This is a genomic window from Streptosporangium vulgare (assembly GCF_042428775.1).
In the GTDB taxonomy this organism is placed as follows: Bacteria; Actinomycetota; Actinomycetes; order Streptosporangiales; family Streptosporangiaceae; genus Streptosporangium; species Streptosporangium vulgare.
The window spans coordinates 118,988-138,192 of record NZ_JBHMBS010000020.1 but is presented as its reverse complement, the minus strand read 5'-3'; the positions used below and the strand labels follow the sequence as shown (position 1 = coordinate 138,192).

General features: G+C 71.2%; 19 protein-coding genes and 1 riboswitch. Of the genes, 11 read left to right on the top strand and 8 right to left on the bottom strand.

Features of this window, described 5'->3' with window-relative positions; translation table 11 throughout:
- Window positions 1–26: 26 nt before the first annotated feature.
- Both ACFFRH_RS32095 and ACFFRH_RS32090 read left to right on the top strand, forming a co-directional pair.
- On the top strand, window positions 27–974 hold the full coding sequence (locus ACFFRH_RS32095; protein ID WP_344746653.1) for a ferredoxin family protein: 948 nt from the start codon (window positions 27–29) through the stop codon (window positions 972–974).
- 104 nt (window positions 975–1,078) lie between these two features.
- Window positions 1,079–1,393 carry a WhiB family transcriptional regulator gene (locus tag ACFFRH_RS32090; protein WP_012893126.1) on the top strand — a complete coding sequence of 105 codons (315 nt, stop codon included), beginning with the start codon at window positions 1,079–1,081 and terminating at the stop codon, window positions 1,391–1,393.
- A gap of 131 nt (window positions 1,394–1,524) precedes the next feature.
- On the opposite strand, the gene rsgA is transcribed toward ACFFRH_RS32090, so the two are convergent.
- From rsgA to ACFFRH_RS32065, 5 genes are all read right to left on the bottom strand, one after another.
- Window positions 1,525–2,643: a ribosome small subunit-dependent GTPase A gene (rsgA, locus tag ACFFRH_RS32085; protein ID WP_344746655.1), complete on the bottom strand. Its 1,119-nt coding sequence runs from the start codon at window positions 2,641–2,643 to the stop codon at window positions 1,525–1,527.
- A gap of 522 nt (window positions 2,644–3,165) precedes the next feature.
- Window positions 3,166–4,422, bottom strand: coding sequence for a serine hydroxymethyltransferase (gene glyA, locus ACFFRH_RS32080; RefSeq protein ID WP_344746656.1), 1,257 nt, complete (start codon window positions 4,420–4,422; stop codon window positions 3,166–3,168).
- Between the two features lie 32 nt (window positions 4,423–4,454).
- A riboswitch (ZMP/ZTP riboswitch) is annotated at window positions 4,455–4,538 on the bottom strand.
- Window positions 4,532–5,560 (bottom strand): YihY/virulence factor BrkB family protein, encoded by a 1,029-nt coding sequence (locus ACFFRH_RS32075; protein ID WP_344746657.1) that lies wholly within the window; start codon window positions 5,558–5,560, stop codon window positions 4,532–4,534. It overlaps the preceding riboswitch by 7 nt.
- A 93-nt stretch (window positions 5,561–5,653) precedes the next feature.
- Window positions 5,654–6,052 (bottom strand): YccF domain-containing protein, encoded by a 399-nt coding sequence (locus ACFFRH_RS32070; protein ID WP_344746658.1) that lies wholly within the window; start codon window positions 6,050–6,052, stop codon window positions 5,654–5,656.
- A 13-nt stretch (window positions 6,053–6,065) separates the two neighbouring features.
- Window positions 6,066–6,911, bottom strand: a complete 846-nt coding sequence (locus ACFFRH_RS32065) for a TIGR03084 family metal-binding protein (RefSeq protein WP_344746659.1) — start codon at window positions 6,909–6,911, stop codon at window positions 6,066–6,068.
- Window positions 6,912–6,983: 72 nt separating this feature from the next.
- Here ACFFRH_RS32065 and ACFFRH_RS32060 point away from each other — a divergent pair, with 72 nt between their 5' ends.
- The 5 genes from ACFFRH_RS32060 to ACFFRH_RS32040 all read left to right on the top strand — a co-directional run bounded on the left by ACFFRH_RS32060 (window position 6,984) and on the right by ACFFRH_RS32040 (window position 11,115).
- Window positions 6,984–7,109, top strand: a complete 126-nt coding sequence (locus ACFFRH_RS32060; protein WP_344746660.1) for a hypothetical protein — start codon at window positions 6,984–6,986, stop codon at window positions 7,107–7,109.
- A 474-nt stretch (window positions 7,110–7,583) separates the two neighbouring features.
- Entirely contained in the window at window positions 7,584–9,266 is a 1,683-nt protein-coding gene (locus ACFFRH_RS32055; protein WP_344746661.1) for a nitrite/sulfite reductase, read from the top strand.
- Window positions 9,267–9,315: 49 nt separating this feature from the next.
- Window positions 9,316–9,459, top strand: a complete 144-nt coding sequence (locus ACFFRH_RS32050; protein ID WP_012893136.1) for a hypothetical protein — start codon at window positions 9,316–9,318, stop codon at window positions 9,457–9,459.
- Between the two features lie 169 nt (window positions 9,460–9,628).
- Complete coding sequence (locus ACFFRH_RS32045; RefSeq protein WP_344746662.1) at window positions 9,629–10,357, top strand: phosphoadenylyl-sulfate reductase; 729 nt, start codon at window positions 9,629–9,631, stop codon at window positions 10,355–10,357.
- Window positions 10,354–11,115 (top strand): sirohydrochlorin chelatase, encoded by a 762-nt coding sequence (locus ACFFRH_RS32040; protein WP_344746663.1) that lies wholly within the window; start codon window positions 10,354–10,356, stop codon window positions 11,113–11,115. The genes ACFFRH_RS32045 and ACFFRH_RS32040 overlap by 4 nt, the downstream gene beginning before the upstream one ends.
- A 22-nt stretch (window positions 11,116–11,137) precedes the next feature.
- Here the strand turns inward: ACFFRH_RS32040 and ACFFRH_RS32035 are convergent, their stop codons facing one another.
- A complete protein-coding gene (locus tag ACFFRH_RS32035; protein WP_344746664.1) occupies window positions 11,138–11,944 on the bottom strand; it encodes a hypothetical protein in 807 nt (268 codons plus the stop codon).
- Window positions 11,945–12,066: 122 nt separating this feature from the next.
- On the opposite strand from ACFFRH_RS32035, the gene ACFFRH_RS32030 reads away from it, so the two are divergent.
- Entirely contained in the window at window positions 12,067–13,173 is a 1,107-nt protein-coding gene (locus ACFFRH_RS32030; RefSeq protein ID WP_344746665.1) for an RNA-guided endonuclease InsQ/TnpB family protein, read from the top strand.
- Window positions 13,174–13,297: 124 nt separating this feature from the next.
- Here ACFFRH_RS32030 and ACFFRH_RS32025 read toward each other — a convergent pair whose 3' ends face one another.
- Together ACFFRH_RS32025 and ACFFRH_RS32020 are read right to left on the bottom strand one after the other, a co-directional pair.
- Window positions 13,298–13,795 (bottom strand): SigE family RNA polymerase sigma factor, encoded by a 498-nt coding sequence (locus ACFFRH_RS32025; protein ID WP_344746666.1) that lies wholly within the window; start codon window positions 13,793–13,795, stop codon window positions 13,298–13,300.
- 192 nt (window positions 13,796–13,987) lie between these two features.
- The gene (locus tag ACFFRH_RS32020) at window positions 13,988–14,770 is read right to left on the bottom strand and encodes a DUF1707 SHOCT-like domain-containing protein (RefSeq protein ID WP_386161186.1); all 783 of its coding nucleotides are present in this window, start codon (window positions 14,768–14,770) and stop codon (window positions 13,988–13,990) included.
- 280 nt (window positions 14,771–15,050) lie between these two features.
- Here ACFFRH_RS32020 and ACFFRH_RS32015 point away from each other — a divergent pair, with 280 nt between their 5' ends.
- From ACFFRH_RS32015 to ACFFRH_RS32005, 3 genes are all read left to right on the top strand, one after another.
- The gene (locus tag ACFFRH_RS32015; protein ID WP_344746668.1) at window positions 15,051–16,508 is read left to right on the top strand and encodes an ankyrin repeat domain-containing protein; all 1,458 of its coding nucleotides are present in this window, start codon (window positions 15,051–15,053) and stop codon (window positions 16,506–16,508) included.
- Between the two features lie 363 nt (window positions 16,509–16,871).
- Entirely contained in the window at window positions 16,872–18,512 is a 1,641-nt protein-coding gene (locus ACFFRH_RS32010) for an isovaleryl-CoA dehydrogenase (protein ID WP_446697427.1), read from the top strand.
- 110 nt (window positions 18,513–18,622) lie between these two features.
- On the top strand, window positions 18,623–19,051 hold the full coding sequence (locus ACFFRH_RS32005) for an OsmC family protein (RefSeq protein WP_329083919.1): 429 nt from the start codon (window positions 18,623–18,625) through the stop codon (window positions 19,049–19,051).
- The last annotated feature ends 154 nt before the right edge of the window (window positions 19,052–19,205 follow it).

Here is a 19,205-nt window from a genome sequence, read left to right as displayed (position 1 = left end):
CCTAACAGGAGGACCGAGGAGAGAGCGTGAGCACGGGAAGCGTCGCGAGCGGGGCGGGCACGGCACCCAAGGGGTGCGCGCACCCGCCGGGCTGCCACACCGGCGAGCTGCCGGTCTACGCCAGCGCGACCGTCGGAGCCCGCTTCTGGCTGCTCATCGAGCACTCCGGCCCCTGGGCCTCGCACCTGGAGGACTGCAGCCTCCCCGAGGATGTTCACATCCTTATCAAACGCGCCACCCGGCTCGGCATCCGGCCCCAGCTGATCCGTCGCCCCGGACGCAGGAACCCCGAGGAAACCGGCATTCACGTCATGATCGCCGACTCCGGTTCCGCCCGGCCATGGATCGCCGAAGGCGTCATCGCAGGTCCGGACGATCTTAACCTTGACAGCGTGGTGGCCGGAGTGGTCCCGGAGTCCTGCATACTTGTGAGTGAGCCGGTTTTTCTGGTCTGCACGCATGCCAAGCGCAACGCGTGCTGCGCCCGCATTGGACTACCCCTAGCTCGGTCCTTGGCAAAAACATTGCCGGACACAGTATGGGAAACATCACATGTTGGCGGCGATCGATACGCCGCCAACCTCGTGTGCTTGCCACACGGGCTTTACTACGGCAGCATGTCTCAGGCTGCTGCGATCGCGGCAGCCGACGCGTACCGGTCCGGCGAGGTCATCCTCGACCGTTTCCGGGGACGCGCAGGCATCCCTGAGCCACTGCAGGCCGCTGAGCATTTCATCCGCATTCATACGGGTGATCTCTCGGTTGGCGGAGTGGCCGTGGAGTCCTCCAGGTTGGACGGCGCCGTCACCGAGGCATTTCTGCGCGGTAGTGGCGCTCGTTTTCGGGTAGTGGTTGAACCCATGACGCTGACAACGCCATGCGGTACGGCTTGCGCCGATACGATCACTACCTACCGGCTGGTCACGCTGGACAGGCTCACCCCTGTGCGGTACGCCACGTCCGCCCTGATCTGACCTGAGGGAACATCACGGCCAATCCAGGCGTTGGACCCAGGGACGTCACAAGCGTCCAATGCGGCATTAACCAGAAATACCTCTCACTATAAGGTGGTTTTCTCATGTCTCAGGTACGTCGGCAGACCGCCCGGCCTCGGCCCAGCTGGGGCTGGCAGGATGACGCCGCGTGCCGGGGCGAGGACCTCGTGCTCTTCTTCGGCCCCGACGGCGAGCGCCAGCCCGAGCGTGACATCCGCGAGCGCAAGGCCAAGGCGATCTGCGCCCAGTGCCCTGTTCGCGCAGAGTGCCTGGACTACGCGCTTTCCCGGCCGGAGAAGTACGGCACCTGGGGCGGTCTGAACGAGGACGAGCGCGCCTCCGAGCGTCGTCGTCGTATGCGCCGCGCCGCCAGCGCCGGCATCAGTGCCGTCGCCTGAGCAGTACCTCCACCCGGCTTCCCCCGCACGTGTGATCTCGCGCACCCCCTGCGAGATCACACGTTGTCGTGTCGGGCCCCGCTCGTGCGGCGCCCGGGGCGGGCGACCGCACGGCGGGCTTTCCCCGAGGGTCAGGGCCTGTTGCGGCCCGTCTTCCGCATCTCCTTGGTGATGCTCTTCCACTTGCCCTGAAGCTCCTTGCGGAGCCGCGCGTCACTCCTGGACGCCATCCACGCGGCCTCCCTCTGGAGCTTGTGCCAGCTTTCCAGCCGCCGCTCGGGGAGCGTGCCGTCCTCGATCGCGGCGATCACGGCGCAGCCCGGCTCGCTGTCGTGGCGGCAGTCACCGAACCGGCACCGCTCGGCGAGCTCCTCCAGGTCCGAGAAGACCATGTCCACGCCCTCGCCCATGTCGTACAGGCCGACGCGGCGGATGCCCGGCGTGTCGATGACGAGGCCGCCTCCCGCCAGCGGGATGAGCTCGCGGTGCACGGTGGTGTGGCGGCCCCGGCCGTCTCCGGCCCTGACCTGCTGGGTCTCCATGACCCCCTCCCCCGCCAGGGCGTTGACGAGCGTCGACTTGCCCGCACCCGAGGCACCGAGCACCACCGCGGTGCCCGTGCCCTGGAGGTATCCGCGGACGATGTCGACCCCCTCGCCCGTGAGGGAGCAGACCGGGTGCACGTCCACACCCGGTGCCGCCGAGGCGACCTCGTCCATCAGGAAACCGAGGCCCTCGCCGATCAGGTCGGACTTGGTGACGAGCACCACGGGACGGCCCCCGCTCTCCCAGGCGAGCGCGAGCAGCCGCTCGATCCTGCCCAGGTCGGCGGTGTCGGTGGCGTGCAGGGCGGGTTCGGCGACGAAGACGACGTCGACGTTGGCGGCGAGCACCTGCCCCTTGGAGTCTCCGGAGAGCCCGCCCCTGGAGACCCTGGCGACGCCGCCGCGCACGAACGCGGTGCGCCGGGGCAGCAGCGCCTCCAGCTCGAAACGGCCCTCGGCCAGGCGGCGGAGCCCAGCCCAGTCGCCGACGCAGGGCAGGGCCACGGGGTCGGCGGCGGCGTCGCGCCGCACCCTGGCGCCGTAGTCGGCCCGGAGATGACCGGAGGCCGTGAGCACCTCGGCGGCCCCCCGATCGACGCGGGAGACCCGGGCCGGGGTCAGGCCCGCGGGAAGCTCGGCGGCGAAGGAGTCGTTCCAGCCGAGCGCGGTGAGAACGGATGAGGAAGAGACGATTGACGAAGACAACGTAAGCACCCTTGTGGAAGGCCGGGTGCCCTGTCGCGAATCGGCTAGGCGGGCACCCGGAGGTTGACGGACGGCAGGCTCACCAGAAAGACCCGCATAGTCCCCACCTCCTGTCGCCTCGTGGCCGTGCGTCTCCCGGACGGCGTCTCGGGGAGAACTCTAGCGCAGCGCCTCCCGTCCGGCGCAAACACATTTACGGTGTTTCCCGGGCCCGGCCCGGAGGGTTCCGGCCCGCCGGGACACGCCGGACACCGCCGTCGCCCGGCGTGTCCCGGCCCCTCGTGCCGAGGCTCCGGCCCTGCCCCTCGCTCCAGCCCTGGCTCCGGCTCCGAGGTGGATCTCCCGGCCGCCGCGACACCCGGCCACGCGAGAACGCCCGGCCGGGAGATCCCGGCCGGGCGTTCTCGTCCTGCTCTGTACAGTCGATCAGCGCGTCACGGCGCCCCGGAGACCTCCCTGCCCCGGGGACCCGCGGCCCCCGCGAAGGTCACGCGAGGGGCGAGCCCGCCGCGAGGGGCACGGTCACAGGCCGGGGGCGGGGAAGTGGGAGGTGAGCTCCCTGACCTCGCCGTGGACCCGGGTGATCACGTGCTTGGCCTCTTCCTCGTCCTTGGCGAGGGCGGTGACGACCTGGTCGATCCAGGCGCCGATCTGCCGCATCTCCGCGACGCCCATGCCCCTGCTGGTCACGCCCGCGGTGCCGATGCGGATGCCCGAGGGGTCGAACGGCTTGCGGGTGTCGAAGGGCACGCTGTTGTAGTTGGTCTCCAGCCCGGCCCTGTCGAGGGCCTGGGCGGCGGGCTTGCCGCCGATGCCCTTGGGGGTGAGGTCGAACAGGATGAGGTGGTTGTCGGTGCCGCCGGAGACCAGGTCGAAGCCCCGGCCCAGCAGCTCCTCGGCCAGCGCCTGCGCGTTCAGGACGACCTGGCGGGCGTAGTCCTTGAAGTCGTCGGTCGACGCCTCCTTGAGCGCCACCGCGATGGCCGCGGTGGTGTGGTTGTGCGGCCCGCCCTGCAGGCCGGGGAAGACGGCCTTGTTGAGGGCGGTGGCGTGCTCGTCGGAGGTGGCCATGAGCATCGCGCCCCGGGGACCGCGCAGGGTCTTGTGGGTGGTGGTGGAGATGACGTCCGCGTGGCCGACCGGCGACGGGTGGGCGCCACCGGCCACCAGGCCCGCGATGTGCGCGATGTCGGCGGCGAGCACGGCCCCGACCTCGCGCGCGATCTCGGCGAAGGCCGGGAAGTCGATCGTGCGCGGGACCGCGGTGCCACCGCAGAAGATCAGCTTGGGACGCTCTCGGAGGGCGATCTCGCGCACCTCGTCCATGTCGACGCGGCCGGTGTCCTGCCGCACGCCGTAGCGGACCGGGTTGAACCACTTGCCGGTGGCCGAGACCGACCAGCCGTGGGTCAGGTGGCCTCCGAACGGCAGGCCCATGCCCATCACCGTCTCGCCCGGCTTCAGGAAGGCCAGGTAGATGGCGAGGTTGGCGGGCGAGCCCGAGTAGGGCTGCACGTTGGCGTGGTTCACGCCGAACAGGGCCTTGGCCCTGTCGATGGCGAGGGTCTCGATCTGGTCGATGACCTGCTGGCCCTCGTAGTAACGCTTGCCGGCGTAGCCCTCGGAGTATTTGTTGGTCAGGACGGTGCCCGTGGCCTCGAGGACGGCCTTGGAGACGTAGTTCTCCGAGGCGATCAGCTTGACGGTGTCGGACTGCCGCCGCTCCTCGGCCTTGATGAGCTCTGCGATCTGCGGATCCACGCTGGAAAGAGCGCTCATGCGCCTTCACTCCCCTGTCATCGTCGACATCGCGCGAAGACCCAGGCGCTCGGCCTCCTCGCCCTTCCGCTCCCCGGTGGTCTCTCCCACCTTATGCGCCAGTCGCGGCTTAGACGATAGCGGACTGGGCCCCGCGCCCGGCGCGACCTGCGCCCTCGACGGGCCAGAGCCGGTCGACCTCGGCGTTGAGCGTGGCGCCGATGAGCACCGCCAGCGCGGTGATGTAGAGCCACAGCAGCACGGCGATGGGGGCGGCGAGCGAGCCGTAGATCGAGACCGGCGAGAACCAGGCGGCGAGGACCGCGCGCAGCACGGCGGCGCAGACGATCCAGATGACGAGCGCGAGCACCGCTCCCGGCAGCTCGCGCCACCAGCGCGTGCGTACGGGCACGCTCACGTGGTAGAGCAGGGTGAGGAAGATCACCGAGCCGATGACGACCACCGGCCAGTAGAGGATGTCGACCAGCACGGCGTAGTCGGCCGGCAGCGCCCCGCGCAGCGCGGCCGGGCCGAGGACGAGCACCGGCATCACCACCAGCCCGATCAGCAGGCCCGCGAGGTAGAACCCGAAGGACATCAGGCGGGTGCGGATGATGCCGCGCTCCTCGCCGAGGCCGTAGGCGACCGAGATCAGGTCGACGTAGACGAACAACGCCCGCGAGCCCGACCAGAGCGCGAGCAGGAAGCCCAGGGAGATCAGCGAGACCTGGTTCTCGGGTTTCAGCACGTCCTCGATGAGGGGGGTGACGACGGTGTCGACGGCGTTGTCGGTGAAGAGCAGGTGGGCCTGCTGGTCGATCCAGTCGCTGACGTTCTTGACCGTCTCCGGGCCGAACACCCGGGTCAGCTGGCCGAGCACGCCGATCAGGCCGAGCATGAACGGCGGCAGCGACAGCAGCGCGAAGAAGGCCGCCTCACCCGCCAGGCCGGTGACGCGGTAGGTGACGCCCGCGTTCGTGGTGGCGACGACCAGGGTCCACACGTCGGTGCCGCGGATCCACGAGAGCAGCGCCCGCAGCCTGGCCCAGACGTCCGTACCGCGGATCCACGCGATCCCGGCGCGCAACCGCGTCCCGGGCCCGCGCGGAGGGCGCCGCTCGGGCCCGGGCCGATGGGCCGGGGCATCAGTGGACGTCATGCCACACAACGGTATTCCTAGCCGCGCTTGATCACGAGTCGGGCGGGCAACGATCGAATCTCGCCCACCTGCCCGCACCCCCCGCGGCGAAACCTACCTGCGGTAGAACGCCTCGACGTCGCCGGTGTCGACGATGCGCGCGCCCAAGGGCAGCAGGGAGACCGGGATCAGCTTGAGGTTGGCCAGGCCCAGCGGGATGCCGATGATCGACAGGAAGAGCGGGATCGAGGTGAGCAGGTGCCCGATCGCGAGCCAGATCCCGGCCACGACGAACCAGATCACGTTGCCGATGGCCGACAGCGCCCCCGCGTCGGGGTCGCGCACCACGGTCCGGCCGAAGGGCCACAGCGCGTAGGCGGCGATCCGGAACGACGCGATGCCGAACGGGATCGTGATGATCAGGACACAGCACACGATCCCCGCGAGAACGTAGCCCATCGCCAGCCAGATTCCCGCGAAGACCAGCCAGATGACGTTCAACAGGGTCCGCATATTTCCGAGCATGTCAGGCAGAAGGAGGCCGGTTCCATCCGGTGTCCCCCTGAGACGACCCTGATCGGACCCCCGGCCCGAGCGGGGCCCGTTCCCCGCCCGGCGGCCCGGCGAAGGCCTGGGCGATCGCGGTCCACGTCCGGGCGGTCTCGCCGCGCACCCGCAGGGACGTGTCGGCGAGGTGGCGGCGCCGGACCACCAGGAGGCAGAAGTCGATCATGGAGCCGCGGACCACGTCGGCGGCGTCCGGGGGTCCCGCTTCCCAGGGCGACCCGTCGGGCATGGTCAGCTCCACCCGAACCGGGCGCGACGGCGGCTCCAGGCCGCGCACCGCGAAGCCGTACGGCATGGCGCGCACCCCGAGCGTCGCCACGTGCCTGAGCCTCGCGGTCGGCACGCGCGTGACGCCGAGCGCGTCCGCCACGTCCTGCCCGTGGGCCCAGGTCTCCATCAGGCGCGCGGTGACGAAGGACGCGGCCGACATCTCGGGTCCGTACCAGGGCAGCCTGGCACCGGCGTCCAGCCGGGCGAAGGACTCCAGGCCGCGGGCCCTCGCCTCACGGAACCACTCGTGGAGCTGGGCGGCGGTCAGGCCGCGCGAGGCGGCGGCGAGCTCGTCCACCGCGGAGTCCCCGCGGGCGAGGAACGCGGGCAGGGCGGCGCGGAACGCCTCGGGATCGTCGGCGGAGACGGTGGCGGCGTCGTCGAACCAGGCGAGATGACCGACCTGGTCCCGGACCGCCCAGCCCTCGGCCGGGGTGGGCAGCTCCCACTCCTTGGGGCCGAGCCCCTCGATCATGGCGTCGAACTCGGCCGTCTCGGCGCGCAGATCCGCCAGCAGCTCGCCCATCAGCCCCATGACGCCTCCCTGTCGCGGCCCAGACAAGGGTAACCGAGTGATGTTCTAGAGGGAACGGAGCAGAATGGACCCATGATCTGCGAGGACTGCAAGGAGCGGCGGCACGAGAAGTGCCGGGGAGGCTCGTGGTGCGACTGCCAGCACCAGCCCGCCCCGAAGCCCAAGGAGACGGCGCTGGACTGGCCGCGTCAGGGGTGACCCGGCTCCCGCTCCGCCGGGGATGACCCGGATCCCGCCCCCGGCCCCTCCGGCGCCCCGGCGCGGGCCCGGACTCCCACGCCCGTGTCCCCCTGTCCTCATGTCCCCTTGGCCCCGTGGCCTCATGTCCCCTTGGCCCTGGGTCCCCGTGTCCTCACCCGGGTCCGCCGTCCGGGTCCGCGCCCAGTCCAGATAGTGGACCTGGCGTTGGACATCCACGAGGCCCGGGGTATCGTCGTAGACATGCCAGCGGACCCGTTGCTCGTCGTGCGACGCCACGTCGACCTTCTGCGTGTCCGCAGTGCCATCTGTTGTGACGTCCGTTAACCGTCGCCCCCTGCTGATTTCATCCAGCTCGGCCGCGTAACAGGCGTCCTCCTCTGAGTAATCAACCCCCGCACTCAACGACGAGGCGGGAGGTGCCGCCGTGCGCGTCCGGAAATCATTCCATCGAGCCACAAAAAGGACGCGCACATGACGACCCCAGCCCGGTCGGCGAATCGACATCACAAGCGCCCGCGCGGCGAAGGTCAGTGGGCTCTCGGCTACCGCGAGCCCCTGAACAAGAACGAGGAGAACAAGAAGAACGACGACGGCCTCAACGTCCGTCAGCGGATCATCGACGTCTACTCCAAGCGCGGCTTCGACTCCATCGACCCCGCCGACCTGCGCGGCCGGATGCGCTGGTTCGGGCTCTACACCCAGCGCAAGCCCGGGATCGACGGCGGCAAGACCGCGATCCTGGAGCCGGAGGAGCTCGACGACCGCTACTTCATGCTCCGCGTCAGGATCGACGGCGGCCGCCTCAACCTGGCCCAGCTGCGCGTCATCGCCGACATCTCCAACCTCTACGGCCGGGGCACCGCCGACGTCACCGACCGGCAGAACATCCAGCTGCACTGGATCGAGATCGAGGCCGTCCCCGACATCTGGGAGCGCCTGGAGTCGGTGGGCCTGTCCACCACCGAGGCCTGCGGCGACACCCCGCGCGTCATCCTGGGCTGCCCGCTGGCCGGGATCGACACCGACGAGGTCATCGACGGCTCCGCGCTGGTCCAGGAGATCCACGACACCTACATCGGCGACCCGGCCTTCTCCAACCTGCCGCGCAAGTTCAAGGCCGCGGTGAGCGGGTGCCCGGCGCACTGCACCGTGCACGAGATCAACGACGTGGCGTTCGTGGGCGTGGTGAACGAGAACGGCGAGCGCGGCTTCGACCTGTGGGTGGGCGGCGGCCTGTCGACCAACCCGATGCTGGCCAAGCGGCTGGGCGTCTTCCTCACCCCGGAGCAGGTCGCCCCCGCCTACGGCGGCGTGATCGGCATCTTCCGCGACTACGGCTACCGCCGCCTGCGCCACCGGGCCAGGATCAAGTTCCTGATCAACGACTGGGGCGTCGAGAAGTTCCGCGACGTCCTGGAGAAGGAGTACCTGGGGTACGTCCTGCCCGACGGCCCCGCCCCCGAGCAGCCGCGCGGCGGCCGCCGGGACCACGTGGGCGTCTTCCCGCAGAAGGACGGCAACTTCTACGTCGGCTTCGCCCCGAAGGTCGGCCGCCTCGACGGCGACAAGCTGCACCTCATCGCCGACATCGCCGAGCGGCACGGCTCCGACCGGGTGCACACCACGGTCGAGCAGAAGATGGTCATCCTCGACGTGGCGCCCGACAGGGTCGACAGCCTCGTCGCCGAGCTGGAGGCGAGCGACCTGCGGGTCAACCCCTCCACCTTCCGCCGCCAGACCATGGCGTGCACCGGGATCGAGTTCTGCAAGCTGGCCATCGTCGAGACCAAGGTCACCGCGGCCGACCTGATCGACGAGCTGGAGCAGCGGCTGCCCGACTTCAAGAGCCCGCTCACCATCAACGTCAACGGCTGCCCCAACTCCTGTGCCCGCATCCAGGTCGCCGACATCGGCCTCAAGGGCCAGCTCGTCGTCAACGACAAGGGCGAGCAGGTCGAGGGCTTCCAGATCCACCTGGGCGGCTCGCTGGGCGTCAACCCCGGCTTCGGCCGCAAGGTCCGCGGCCTGAAGACCACCTCCGAGGAGCTTCCCGACTACGTGGAGCGCGTGCTCCGCAACTTCGAGAAGCAGAAGGACGAGGACGAGACCTTCTCCGACTGGGTGCAGCGCGCCGACGACGCGGACCTGAAGTGAACGGCCGGTACGCCGGTCCGCGGCGGACGAGCGGGACGGGGAGGAACGGATGAGCGAGCGAGCCGTTCCCTTCCACTGCCCGTACTGCGGCGAGGAAGACCTGGAGCCCTACGAGGGCGACGGCGGCTGGTACTGCCGGTCGTGCGTGCGCGCCTTCAAGCTGAAGTTTCTCGGAATCGGGGTGCGCTCGTGACGCGCGGCGAATCCGACGCGGCGAACGTGACGGCCGCGGTGACCTCTCCGTCCGGCGAGGTCACCGCGGCCCGGACGGCCCGCACGGTGAATTCCGGCACGACGACGAGCGCAGATGTCCGCGCGGCACGACCTGCCCGCGCGGCGAATGAGGATTGGGTGAACGAGCGATGACACTGGTGGACATCGAAGTCGGGTTACGTCAGCAGCGGGGGACGCTCGATCTGCAGGAGATCGTCGAGTCCGCCGCGCGGTTCCTCGAGGACGCCTCGGCCCTTGAGATCATCCGCTGGGCGGCGGCGACCTTCGGCGACCGGCTCTGCCTGACCGCCTCGATGAGCGACGCCCTGCTGATCGACCTGGTCAGCCGGGTCAAGCCGGGCGTGGACGTGCTGTTCATCGACACCGGGTACCACTTCGCCGAGACGATCGGCACCCGTGACGCCGTCCAGCAGGTCTACGACGTGAACGTGATCGACGTGAAGCCGTCCCGCACGGTCGCCGAGCAGGAGCGCGACCTGGGTCCGCGCCTGTTCGGACGCAACCCCGACCTGTGCTGCTACCTGCGCAAGGTCGAGCCGCTCAACCGCGCCCTGGAGCCCTACCTCGCCTGGGTCTCCGGCATCCGCCGCGACGAGGCAGTCACCCGCGCCGGAGTCAAGGTCGTCGAGTGGGACGCCAAGCGCCAGATGGTCAAGATCAACCCGATCGCCAGGTGGACGCAGGAGGACGTCGACAACTACATGGCCGACAACGGGGTGCTGATCAACCCGCTGCACTACGACAACTATCCCTCGATCGGCTGCGCCCCCTGCACCCGCCAGGTCGCCCCGGGAGAGGACCCGCGCAGCGGCCGCTGGGCGGGCATGGGCAAGACCGAGTGCGGGCTCCACGTATGACGTGGCGTGCCACCGGCACGGCCCCCGGGATGCCGCTGGTCGCGGTGGCGCACGGGTCCCGCGACCCGCGCGCCGCCGCGACGGTGGAGGACCTGCTCGACCTGGTACGGGACGCGCGGCCCGGTCTCCTCGTACGCACCGCCTACCTCGACCACGCCTCCCCGACGCTTCCCATGGCGCTGTCGGGGCTGGCCGAGGCGGCGGTGCTGCCGCTGCTGCTCACCGAGGCCTACCACAGCCGGGTCGACATCCCCGGCGCGCTGGCCGAGGCGACGGCCCGCAGGCCCCTGCTGCGGGTGCGCGCGGGCGCCACGCTGGGCCCGCACCCGCTGCTGGTCACTGCGCTGGAGCGGCGCCTGGCCGAGGCGGGCGTGCGGCCCGGCGAGCCCGGCACCGCCGTGGTGCTGGTCTCGGCCGGTTCCAGCGACCGGCGGGCCAACGCGACGATCGCCGGGATCGCCGGAGACTGGGCGAGGCTGCGCGGCTGGCGGTCGGTGACCGCCGCCTACGCCTCGGCCGCCGGCCCCACCCCCGAGGAGGCCGTGCTGCGCCTGCGCCGCTCGGGAGCCTCGCGGATCGTGGTCGCCCCCTACCTGCTCGCCCCCGGCCACTTCGCCGACAAGATCCGCCGAGAGACCCTGGCCGCGGGCGCCGACGCCGTCGCCGACGTGCTGGGCGCCGCCCCCGAGGTCGCCGCGGTGCTGCTCGAACGCTACGAGCGGGCCGCGCACCGGCACCCGATGCTCGCCACCGCCTGAGGCGCGGCGGGGGCGGGCCCGCTCAGGGGCCGCCCGGAGGTGTGGCGCCCTCGCCCTCACAGCTCAGGCGGACCATCTCCCCGGTGCGCGGATCCACCTGGCGTACGTTGTCCCGGCAGACCGGGTGGATCATCTCCCGCACCGTGATCGACCACTTGAGGGGGAAGGGCTCCGCTCCGGCGAGCTCCTCCTCCCAGCCCTCGAAGAGGCCCTCCATCCCCCCGACCAGCTCACCGGCCGTCCTGCCCGCCCTGTCGACCTCGCCGGGCAGTACGGCCGCGGACACGACCCGTTCCCCGGCCAGGCGATCCTCGCCCTCGATCACCGTGCCGCCCACGTTGTCCCAGTAGATCTCCATGGTGTACCCGTCGGGACCGGTTCCGCAGAGGTGCCGCTGGGGAGGACCGTCCCCGATCCAGACGAGCGCCCGCCGCAGCGGCCCGGAGCAGTGGACGGTCACTTTCAGCGGCTTGCTCCCGGATTCGATCCGGAGTCGCTCGCGTTTCCCGCCGGTCCTGTAGTCGCCGCTCGCGACCTCGTCCCCGGGGTACGGTCCGCCCAGCGGCTGCGACGTCGTCGGGACGGTGGGGGACGGCCGGGCCATGACGCCGGTCCAGACGTCCGGGTCGTCGGCGGCGCCGCCCGCGGGCGTATTGAGGGCCATCGCGACGGTGAGGGCGGCCGCGACCGCGCCGCCCGCCGTCCAGCGGCGGCGGCGCCTGATCGCGTGGACGCGCCGGTGGACACCGGCGACGGTCACCCCAGTGCTGCGGCCCTCGCCCTCGTCTCCGTTCAAGATCGCGCGCAATTCTGATTCGCTGATCGTCATCGGATACCTCCAGCGTGGAGCCCCCGGGCTTTGGCCCTGGGGAGGAAAAGCGGCACGGCGCCGCGTGGTCTGGGATCGAATACACATGCGTACTTAACTGATCGTGCGGTAGAGCGTGAGGTGTGGCGCAGATCGTGAAGCGGGCGTTCAAGTTCCGCCTCCATCCGACGAACGAGCAGGCCGATGAGCTCACCCGGACGTTCGGCTGCGCCCGCCTCGTCCACAACAAGGCCCTCGAAGAGCGCACCCGCGCCTACACCCTCGAAGGCCGCAGGATCTCCTATGTGCAGTCGTCGGCCACCTTGACGGAGTGGAAGCGCACCGACGAGCCGGCGTTCTTGAACGAGGTGTCGTCGGTGCCGCTGCAACAGGCACTGCGGCACCTGCAGGCCGCGTTCACGAACTTCTTCACCCAGCGCGCCGAGTATCCGACGTTCAAGTCCCGCAAGAAGTCCCGCCACAGCGCCGAGTACACCCGCTCCGCATTCACCTGCCGAGACGGCCGGCTCACCCTGGCGAAGATGGACGGCTCGCTGAACGTCGTATGGTCGCGCCCCCTGCCCGAGGACGCGAACCCGTCCACGGTGACGGTGTCGAAGGATGCGGCGGGGCGTTGGTTCGTGTCGATCCTGTGCGAGGACCGCATCTCCCCGCTCCCTCCTACAGCCAACACCGTCGGTGTGGATGTGGGTATCACGGCGTTGGCGACGCTCTCCACCGGAGAGAAGATCGTCAACCCTCGGCATGAGCGGACCGACCGCCGCAAACTCGCCAAGGCTCAGCGCAACCTCGCCCGGAAGGAGAAGGGTTCGGCGAACCGGCAGAAGGCTAGGCTCACGCTCGCCCGTGTCCACGCCCGCATCACCGACCGTCGCCGTGATCATCCGCACAAGGTCACCACTCGTCTCGTCCGTGAGAACCAAACGGTCGTGATCGAGGACCTCACCGTCCGCACCATGGTGAAGAATCACAGCCTGGCCCGCGCGATCTCGGACGCCTCGTGGCGCGAGATGCGGTCCATGCTGGAGTACAAAGCACAGTGGTACAGGCGGGAACTTCTGGTCGTGGACCGCTGGTTCCCCTCGTCGAAGCTGTGCTCGGCGTGCGGCACGACCCAGCGGTCCATGCCGTTGGGCGTCCGGACGTGGGTGTGTGCCTGCGGCGCCGTCCATGATCGAGACGTTAACGCCGCGAAAAACATTCTCGCCGCCGGACTGGCGGAGAGGTGAAACGCCGGTGGAGGGCCGGTAAGACCCGATCCGCGAAAGCGGCGAAGGCACGGCCTGGCGAAGCAGGAAACCCAACCCGTGAGGGGTGGAGTCCCCCGACTTCAGTCGTGGGGAGGATGTCAACTCAGCTCCCCGTGGTGATCGCAGCGACGGCCGCGGGATCGACGCGCAACTTGCTCAGTGCCCGGCTGGCCTGGCTGCGTACGGTCGCCACCGAGCAGCCGAGGATCTCGGCGATCCGCTGGTCGGGCAGGTCGGCGAAGTAGCGCAGGACGATCACGGCCCGCTGCCTGCCGGGAAGCCCGGCCAGGACCTGCCGGACCGCCTCCCGCGTGGCCAGTGCGTCCATCGCGTCGCCGTCAGGCGCCTCGGGGAGGACCTCGCTCGGCGTCTCTCCGCGCCACCTGCGCCGCCACCAGGTGGCGTGGGTGTTGACCAGGATGCGGTAGACGTACGGATCCGGATCGTCGCCCACCCTGCGCCAGGCGAGCCACGCCTTGGCCAGGGCCGTCTGCAACAGGTCCTCCGCCGTGTCCCAGTCGCGGCACAGCAGGTAGGCGGCCCGCAAGAGACGGGCCGAGCGTTGCTCCACGTAGTGCTCGAAGTCAGCCCGATCTCGCATCGGGGGAATCCTCACTGTTCGGTGTATGTCACCGATCACTACGCTCCGGGGGTCCCGGGACGTTGCACATGTCCCGGGGTTCGGTCGCGGAGGGCGCGAAAGAGCGGGAGAGGGAGGGCAGCCCAGGCCGCGAGTCTGGTCCTGATCAAGCCGGCTAGTTCTCCGCGCGGAAAGGGGAGGGCGGAGCCGCCGTCAGTGGCGGGGCGGCTGCGGGGGGTGGGGAGGCTGGGGCGGCGCCGGGGGCCACGGGGGCGCGTGCGGGTGCGGGTGCTGCGAACGCTCCGGGTGGGGGGAGTGGAGATGGTGGGAGCCCGGTCCGGCCTGGTAGTGGCCGTACTCGCCGGTGAGCTCGTCCCACTGCTTGCGCCAGGCGGCTATGGCCTTCTTGAGCGGCTTGGTCCTGGAGTCCCCGACCACCTTGACGTCTCCCATGAAGGCGTAGGCGGTGACCCGGACGAGCGGCGCGTTCGTGCCCGGGGGCGCCTCGGCGACCTGGACCTTCTTGTCCCCCATGACGGCGATGCCGTCGAGCTCGACGTCCACCCCGTCCGGGACGATGATCTTCACGTTGCCCATGACCGCGGTGGCCATGATGTCGACCACTCCCCCGGTGCGGACCTCGGCCTGGCGCAGGTCCAGCAGGACGTCGCCCATCACGGCGACGGCGCCGAGCGGCTTGTCGATCCGCCACGAACCGCGCCGCTTGGAGCTGCTCATCACCGCCACGAACCAGCGCCGCACCTGGCCGCGCTCCGGCGGGGGCGGACGGTAGGCGGGCGCGGGGGCCGGGTGCCCGCCGGGCAGGTCGGAGGTGATCACCGCCAGTTGTGCCTGGGTGCGGGCGGTGTAGGCCGCCTCGGTGCGCTCGGTCAGCTCCCCGAGGGTGAGGCGGCCCTCGACGGAGGCGATCCGCAACCGCTCGACGATGGCTTCCCGCTCCGCGTCCGAGACCCGCATTTCCCCGGGATCATTCATAACTCACAACATATCGCGAGTTTCCCCGATAGAGGATCCCTCGAAAGAAGGAAGCCCGATAAACACATCGGATGACGGCTCCTCTCCGGACCTCCTCTCTGATCCTCCTCGCCGGACCTCCTCTCTGATCCTCTCCGGGCCTCTCCGCGCGTCCTCACCGCGCGTCCTCACCGCGCGTCCTCACCGCGCGTCCTCACCGCGCGTCCTCACCGCGCGTCCTCTCCGGGCGCGCGGCCGGCGTACGGCCGAGCCGGTGAGGCACGCCATATGATCCGGAGACATGTACCGAGAACTCCTGGACGCGGTGGCGGCCAACGACGCCGAGCTGGCCGAGCGGCTGCTGCGGAGCGGCACGAGCGCCGACCCCGAGGGCGCGGAAGAGCCCACCGCCCTTTACCTGGCATCGAACCAGGGCCGCGTGGCCGTCGTGCGCGCCCTGCTGGCCCACGGAGCCGACCCCAACCGGATCAGCGGCGGCGAGGACGGGGGGCTGCCCCTGTCCGCCGCCGCCGCCCTGGACCGCGTCGAGGCCCTGGAGGCGCTGCTGGCCGCCGGTGCCGACGTGTCGGGGCGGGAGGCCGGTGGGTGGACCGCCCTGCTCTGGGCCGCCGCCAACGGGCGGGCCGAGGCGGCCCGCGCGCTGCTCGCCGCCGGGGCGAGCCCCGAGGACGCCACCGAGAACGGCGACACCGCGCTCACCCTGGCCGCCCGGCGCGGCGCGCTGGGCGTCGTGCAGGCGCTGCTGCAGGAGGGCGCCGAGGCCGACCGGCCCGACGGCGACGGCGACACGCCGCTGTCCATCGCCTACGACTGGCTGGGCACCCAGTTGGAGAGCGCGCTCCTGGAGCAGCTCACCGAGCAGGTCCCCGAGGACTCGCAGTTCGTCGTGGGCCGCAGCAGGGCGAAGGACGGCACCGACCTGGTGACCGTCGCGGCGGTGGGCCCCGACGGGACCCGCCTGGCCGAGCTCACCTGCCAGCGCGGGCACGCGGCGGTCGCCACCCTGCTGGAGGACGCCACAGGCGAGCGGCTGCCGTTCGACGACCTGGTCGAGCGGGCGATGCCGTACCGGGACGTCGACGAGGAGGCCGAGACCTGGTGGACCGTGGCGAGCTCGCTGAGCGGGCGCGGCGACGGGGAGACCTTCGACGCGGCGGCGCGGCTGTGCTCCAGCGAGGATCCGCGCAAGCGTGAGTTCGCCGTCGACGTGATCGCCCAGTTCGGGTTCACCGACGACGAGAAGCCCTACCTGGAGGAGGCGCTGCCGATCCTGCGGCGGATGGCGGCCACCGAGGGCGACGAGCGGGTGCTGCGCTCGGTGCTCGGCGCGCTCGGCCACCACGCCGACCCGCGCGCCCTGCCCGAGGTGCTGGAGATCATCACCGCCGACGGCTGGACCCGCACCCAGGCCGACCCGGCCGCGCTCGCCGCCGTCCTGCCCCCGGGCCACGCCGAGGGGCTCGCGCTGCTCGTCTCCATGACCGAGGATCCCGACGCGGAGGTGCGCGACTGGGCCACCATGGGCCTGGCGGGCCTGTCGGAGGACCCGAAGGACAGCGAGCGGATCCGCGACGCGCTCGCCGCCAGGCTCGACGACGAGGACCTGAACACGGTCGCCGAGGCCACCCGGGGCCTGGCCACCCGGGGCGACGCGCGGGCCCAGCGGGGCGTCGACCGCGTGCTCGCCGAGAGCGACGAGGACGACGACTACGTCCGCGACCTGGTCAAGAACCCCTGACCCACGGGCCGGGCGTCCCACCCGCCCGGCCACTCCGCACTCCCGGTCCCGGCCCCCGCGCCCGCCTCGGCGTCATCGAGGCGAGCCGGGGCCTGCCCCACGCCGCCGGGACAGTGGGTGGCCGGGGCCTGCCCCACGTCGTTCCCCACGCCGTTCGGCACAGCGGGCGGCCGTCCGCGCGGCCGGGGTGGGCGCGGGCCGCGCGGACGCACCCGCGCCAGGCCGGCGCCGGCCGCGTACGGCGGGGTGAACTTCCGGCGACCGGCGTCCAACTATGGACGAAAATCGGATATAGCACCCAATAAAGGGCGCCACCCCTCCGGAAGGGTGTTGAGATAGGCACAGAAGCCGGCGACGAGCCGGATGATTCACCGGAGGCCGCACGTGACCCATGACGTCTTCAACCAGGCTCACCCGCTCACCGGGCACGACGTGTCCGCCGACGCCGCCCTGATGGACGGCGTGGAACGCGAGGGCGCGGGGTGGGCCACCGGGGAACTGCGCAGGCTCGGCCTCCTCGCCGGTTCCGAGCAGGCCCAGGACTGGGGACGGCTGGCGAACGAGCACCCGCCCGTCCTGCGTACCCACGACCGGTACGGGCGGCGGATCGACGAGGTCGAGTTCCATCCCGCCTGGCACGAGCTGATGACCGTCGCCGTCGACAACGGCATGCACGCCACCCCGTGGTCGAGCGCCAGGCCGGGCGCGCACGTGGCCCGCGCCGCCAAGTTCTTCGTCTGGAGCCAGGTCGAGGCCGGGCACGGCTGCCCGATCTCGATGACCTACGCCTCGATCGCCGCGCTGCGCCACAGCCCGGCGCTCGCCGCCGACTGGGAGCCCCTGCTCGCCTCCCGGAGCTACGACTTCGGGCTGCGCCCGCCGCTCGGCAAGCGCGGCGTGCTCGCCGGGATGGCGATGACCGAGAAGCAGGGCGGCTCCGACGTGCGCGCGGGCACCACCCGCGCCGAACCGCAGATCGACGGAAGCTACCTCCTGACCGGCCACAAGTGGTTCAACTCCGCCCCGATGTGCGACGTGTTCCTGGTCCTCGCCCAGGCCCCCGGCGGGCTGTCGTGCTTCCTGCTCCCCCGCGTCCTTCCCGACGGGACCCGCAACGCCGTCCACCTGATGCGGCTGAAGGACAAGCTGGGCAACAAGTCCAACGCCAGCGCCGAGGTGGAGTACCACGGCGCGACGGCCTGGCTGGTGGGCGAGGAGGGCCGGGGGCTGCGGACCATCCTGGAGATGGTCAACATGACCCGGCTCGACTGCGTGATCGGCTCCGCGGCCGGCATGCGGTACGGCGTCACGCAGGCCGTCCACCACGCCAGGAACCGCGGCGCGTTCGGCAGGAAGCTCGCCGACCAGCCGCTGATGCGCAACGTCCTGGCCGACCTGGCCCTGGAGTCGGAGGCGGCGACCGTCCTGATGACGCGGCTCGCCGGGGCCACCGACCGGGCCATCGCCGGTGACCAGGCCGAGGCCGCGCTGCGCCGCACCGCACTGGCCGTGGGCAAGTACTGGGTCTGCAAGCGCGCCCCGGTCCACGCGGCGGAGGCGCTGGAGTGCCTGGGGGGCAACGGCTACGTCGAGGAGTCTCAGATGCCGCGGCTGTTCCGCGAATCGCCGCTGAACGGCATCTGGGAGGGGTCGGGCAACGTCGCGGCGCTGGACGTGCTGCGCGCCCTGGGCCGCGAGCCCGGGGCCCAGGAGGCGTTCTTCGCCGAGGTCGCGCTCGCCGCCGGGGCCGACCGGCACCTGGACGCCGCCGCCGACCGCCTGCGCAAGTCCCTCGACGACACCACCGACTTCGAGATCCGGGCCCGGCGCGTCGCCGAGGACATGGCGCTGGTGCTGCAGGGCTCCCTGCTCGTCCGGCTGGCTCCCGCGGCCGTGGCCGACGCCTTCTGCGTCTCGCGCCTGTCCGGCGACGCGGGCCGCGCCTTCGGCACCCTGCCCACCGGCCTGGACCTGGACGTCCTCATCGAGCGCGCCTCGTTCTGACCCCTGTCTTACGGGTTCGGGAACAACGAGGCGCTCCGGGTCACGGCCAGGTGACGACGCCGAGTAGGGTCGGTCATGGCCAACGGTTCATGATCGAAAGGACAATCGCCATGGCGACGACACGTACCGCGACGACCCAGTGGAAGGGCGCGCTGCTCGACGGTTCGGGCAGCGTCTCCCTCGACTCCTCGGGGGTGGGCACGTTCGACGTGTCCTGGCCCTCGCGCGCCGAGCAGGCCAACGGCAAGACCTCCCCGGAGGAGCTCATCGCGGCCGCCCACTCCTCGTGCTTCTCGATGGCCCTCTCCCACGGCCTGGCCCAGGCCGGCACCCCGCCCCAGACCGTGGAGACGAAGGCCGACGTGACCTTCCAGCCGGGCGAGGGCATCACCGGGATCGTCATCTCGGTCCGCGCCCAGGTTCCCGGCCTGACGGCCGAGCAGTTCCAGGAGGCGGCCGAGACCGCCAAGGCGAACTGCCCGGTGAGCAAGGCCCTCTCCGGCACGACGATCAGCCTCAACGCCGAGCTGCTGAGCTGATCGCGGTCATGCCCTCGCGATCGGGATGACGGCGGCCGGGCCGCTCCGCGGGGCGTTCACCACGGGTGGCCGCCCCGGAGCGGACGGCCGCCTCGAACCGGTCACCGAGGGTGGTCGGCGGCGGGCCGACCGCGACGCCCTCGCGGCCACGCGT

Excerpts from the sequence above, each read along its gene's own strand:
- ACFFRH_RS32090 (WP_012893126.1), top strand. The coding sequence starts at position 1,079 with ATGTCTCAGGTACGTCGGCAGACCGCCCGGCCTCGGCCCAGCTGGGGC.
- glyA (WP_344746656.1), bottom strand. The coding sequence starts at position 4,422 with ATGAGCGCTCTTTCCAGCGTGGATCCGCAGATCGCAGAGCTCATCAAG.
- ACFFRH_RS32075 (WP_344746657.1), bottom strand. The coding sequence starts at position 5,560 with ATGACGTCCACTGATGCCCCGGCCCATCGGCCCGGGCCCGAGCGGCGC.
- ACFFRH_RS32070 (WP_344746658.1), bottom strand. The coding sequence starts at position 6,052 with ATGCGGACCCTGTTGAACGTCATCTGGCTGGTCTTCGCGGGAATCTGG.
- ACFFRH_RS32065 (WP_344746659.1), bottom strand. The coding sequence starts at position 6,911 with ATGGGGCTGATGGGCGAGCTGCTGGCGGATCTGCGCGCCGAGACGGCC.
- ACFFRH_RS32060 (WP_344746660.1), top strand. The coding sequence starts at position 6,984 with ATGATCTGCGAGGACTGCAAGGAGCGGCGGCACGAGAAGTGCCGGGGA.
- ACFFRH_RS32055 (WP_344746661.1), top strand. The coding sequence starts at position 7,584 with ATGACGACCCCAGCCCGGTCGGCGAATCGACATCACAAGCGCCCGCGC.
- ACFFRH_RS32050 (WP_012893136.1), top strand. The coding sequence starts at position 9,316 with ATGAGCGAGCGAGCCGTTCCCTTCCACTGCCCGTACTGCGGCGAGGAA.
- ACFFRH_RS32045 (WP_344746662.1), top strand. The coding sequence starts at position 9,629 with ATGACACTGGTGGACATCGAAGTCGGGTTACGTCAGCAGCGGGGGACG.
- ACFFRH_RS32040 (WP_344746663.1), top strand. The coding sequence starts at position 10,354 with ATGACGTGGCGTGCCACCGGCACGGCCCCCGGGATGCCGCTGGTCGCG.
- ACFFRH_RS32035 (WP_344746664.1), bottom strand. The coding sequence starts at position 11,944 with ATGACGATCAGCGAATCAGAATTGCGCGCGATCTTGAACGGAGACGAG.
- ACFFRH_RS32025 (WP_344746666.1), bottom strand. The coding sequence starts at position 13,795 with ATGCGAGATCGGGCTGACTTCGAGCACTACGTGGAGCAACGCTCGGCC.
- ACFFRH_RS32020 (WP_386161186.1), bottom strand. The coding sequence starts at position 14,770 with ATGAATGATCCCGGGGAAATGCGGGTCTCGGACGCGGAGCGGGAAGCC.
- ACFFRH_RS32015 (WP_344746668.1), top strand. The coding sequence starts at position 15,051 with ATGTACCGAGAACTCCTGGACGCGGTGGCGGCCAACGACGCCGAGCTG.
- ACFFRH_RS32010 (WP_446697427.1), top strand. The coding sequence starts at position 16,872 with ATGATTCACCGGAGGCCGCACGTGACCCATGACGTCTTCAACCAGGCT.
- ACFFRH_RS32005 (WP_329083919.1), top strand. The coding sequence starts at position 18,623 with ATGGCGACGACACGTACCGCGACGACCCAGTGGAAGGGCGCGCTGCTC.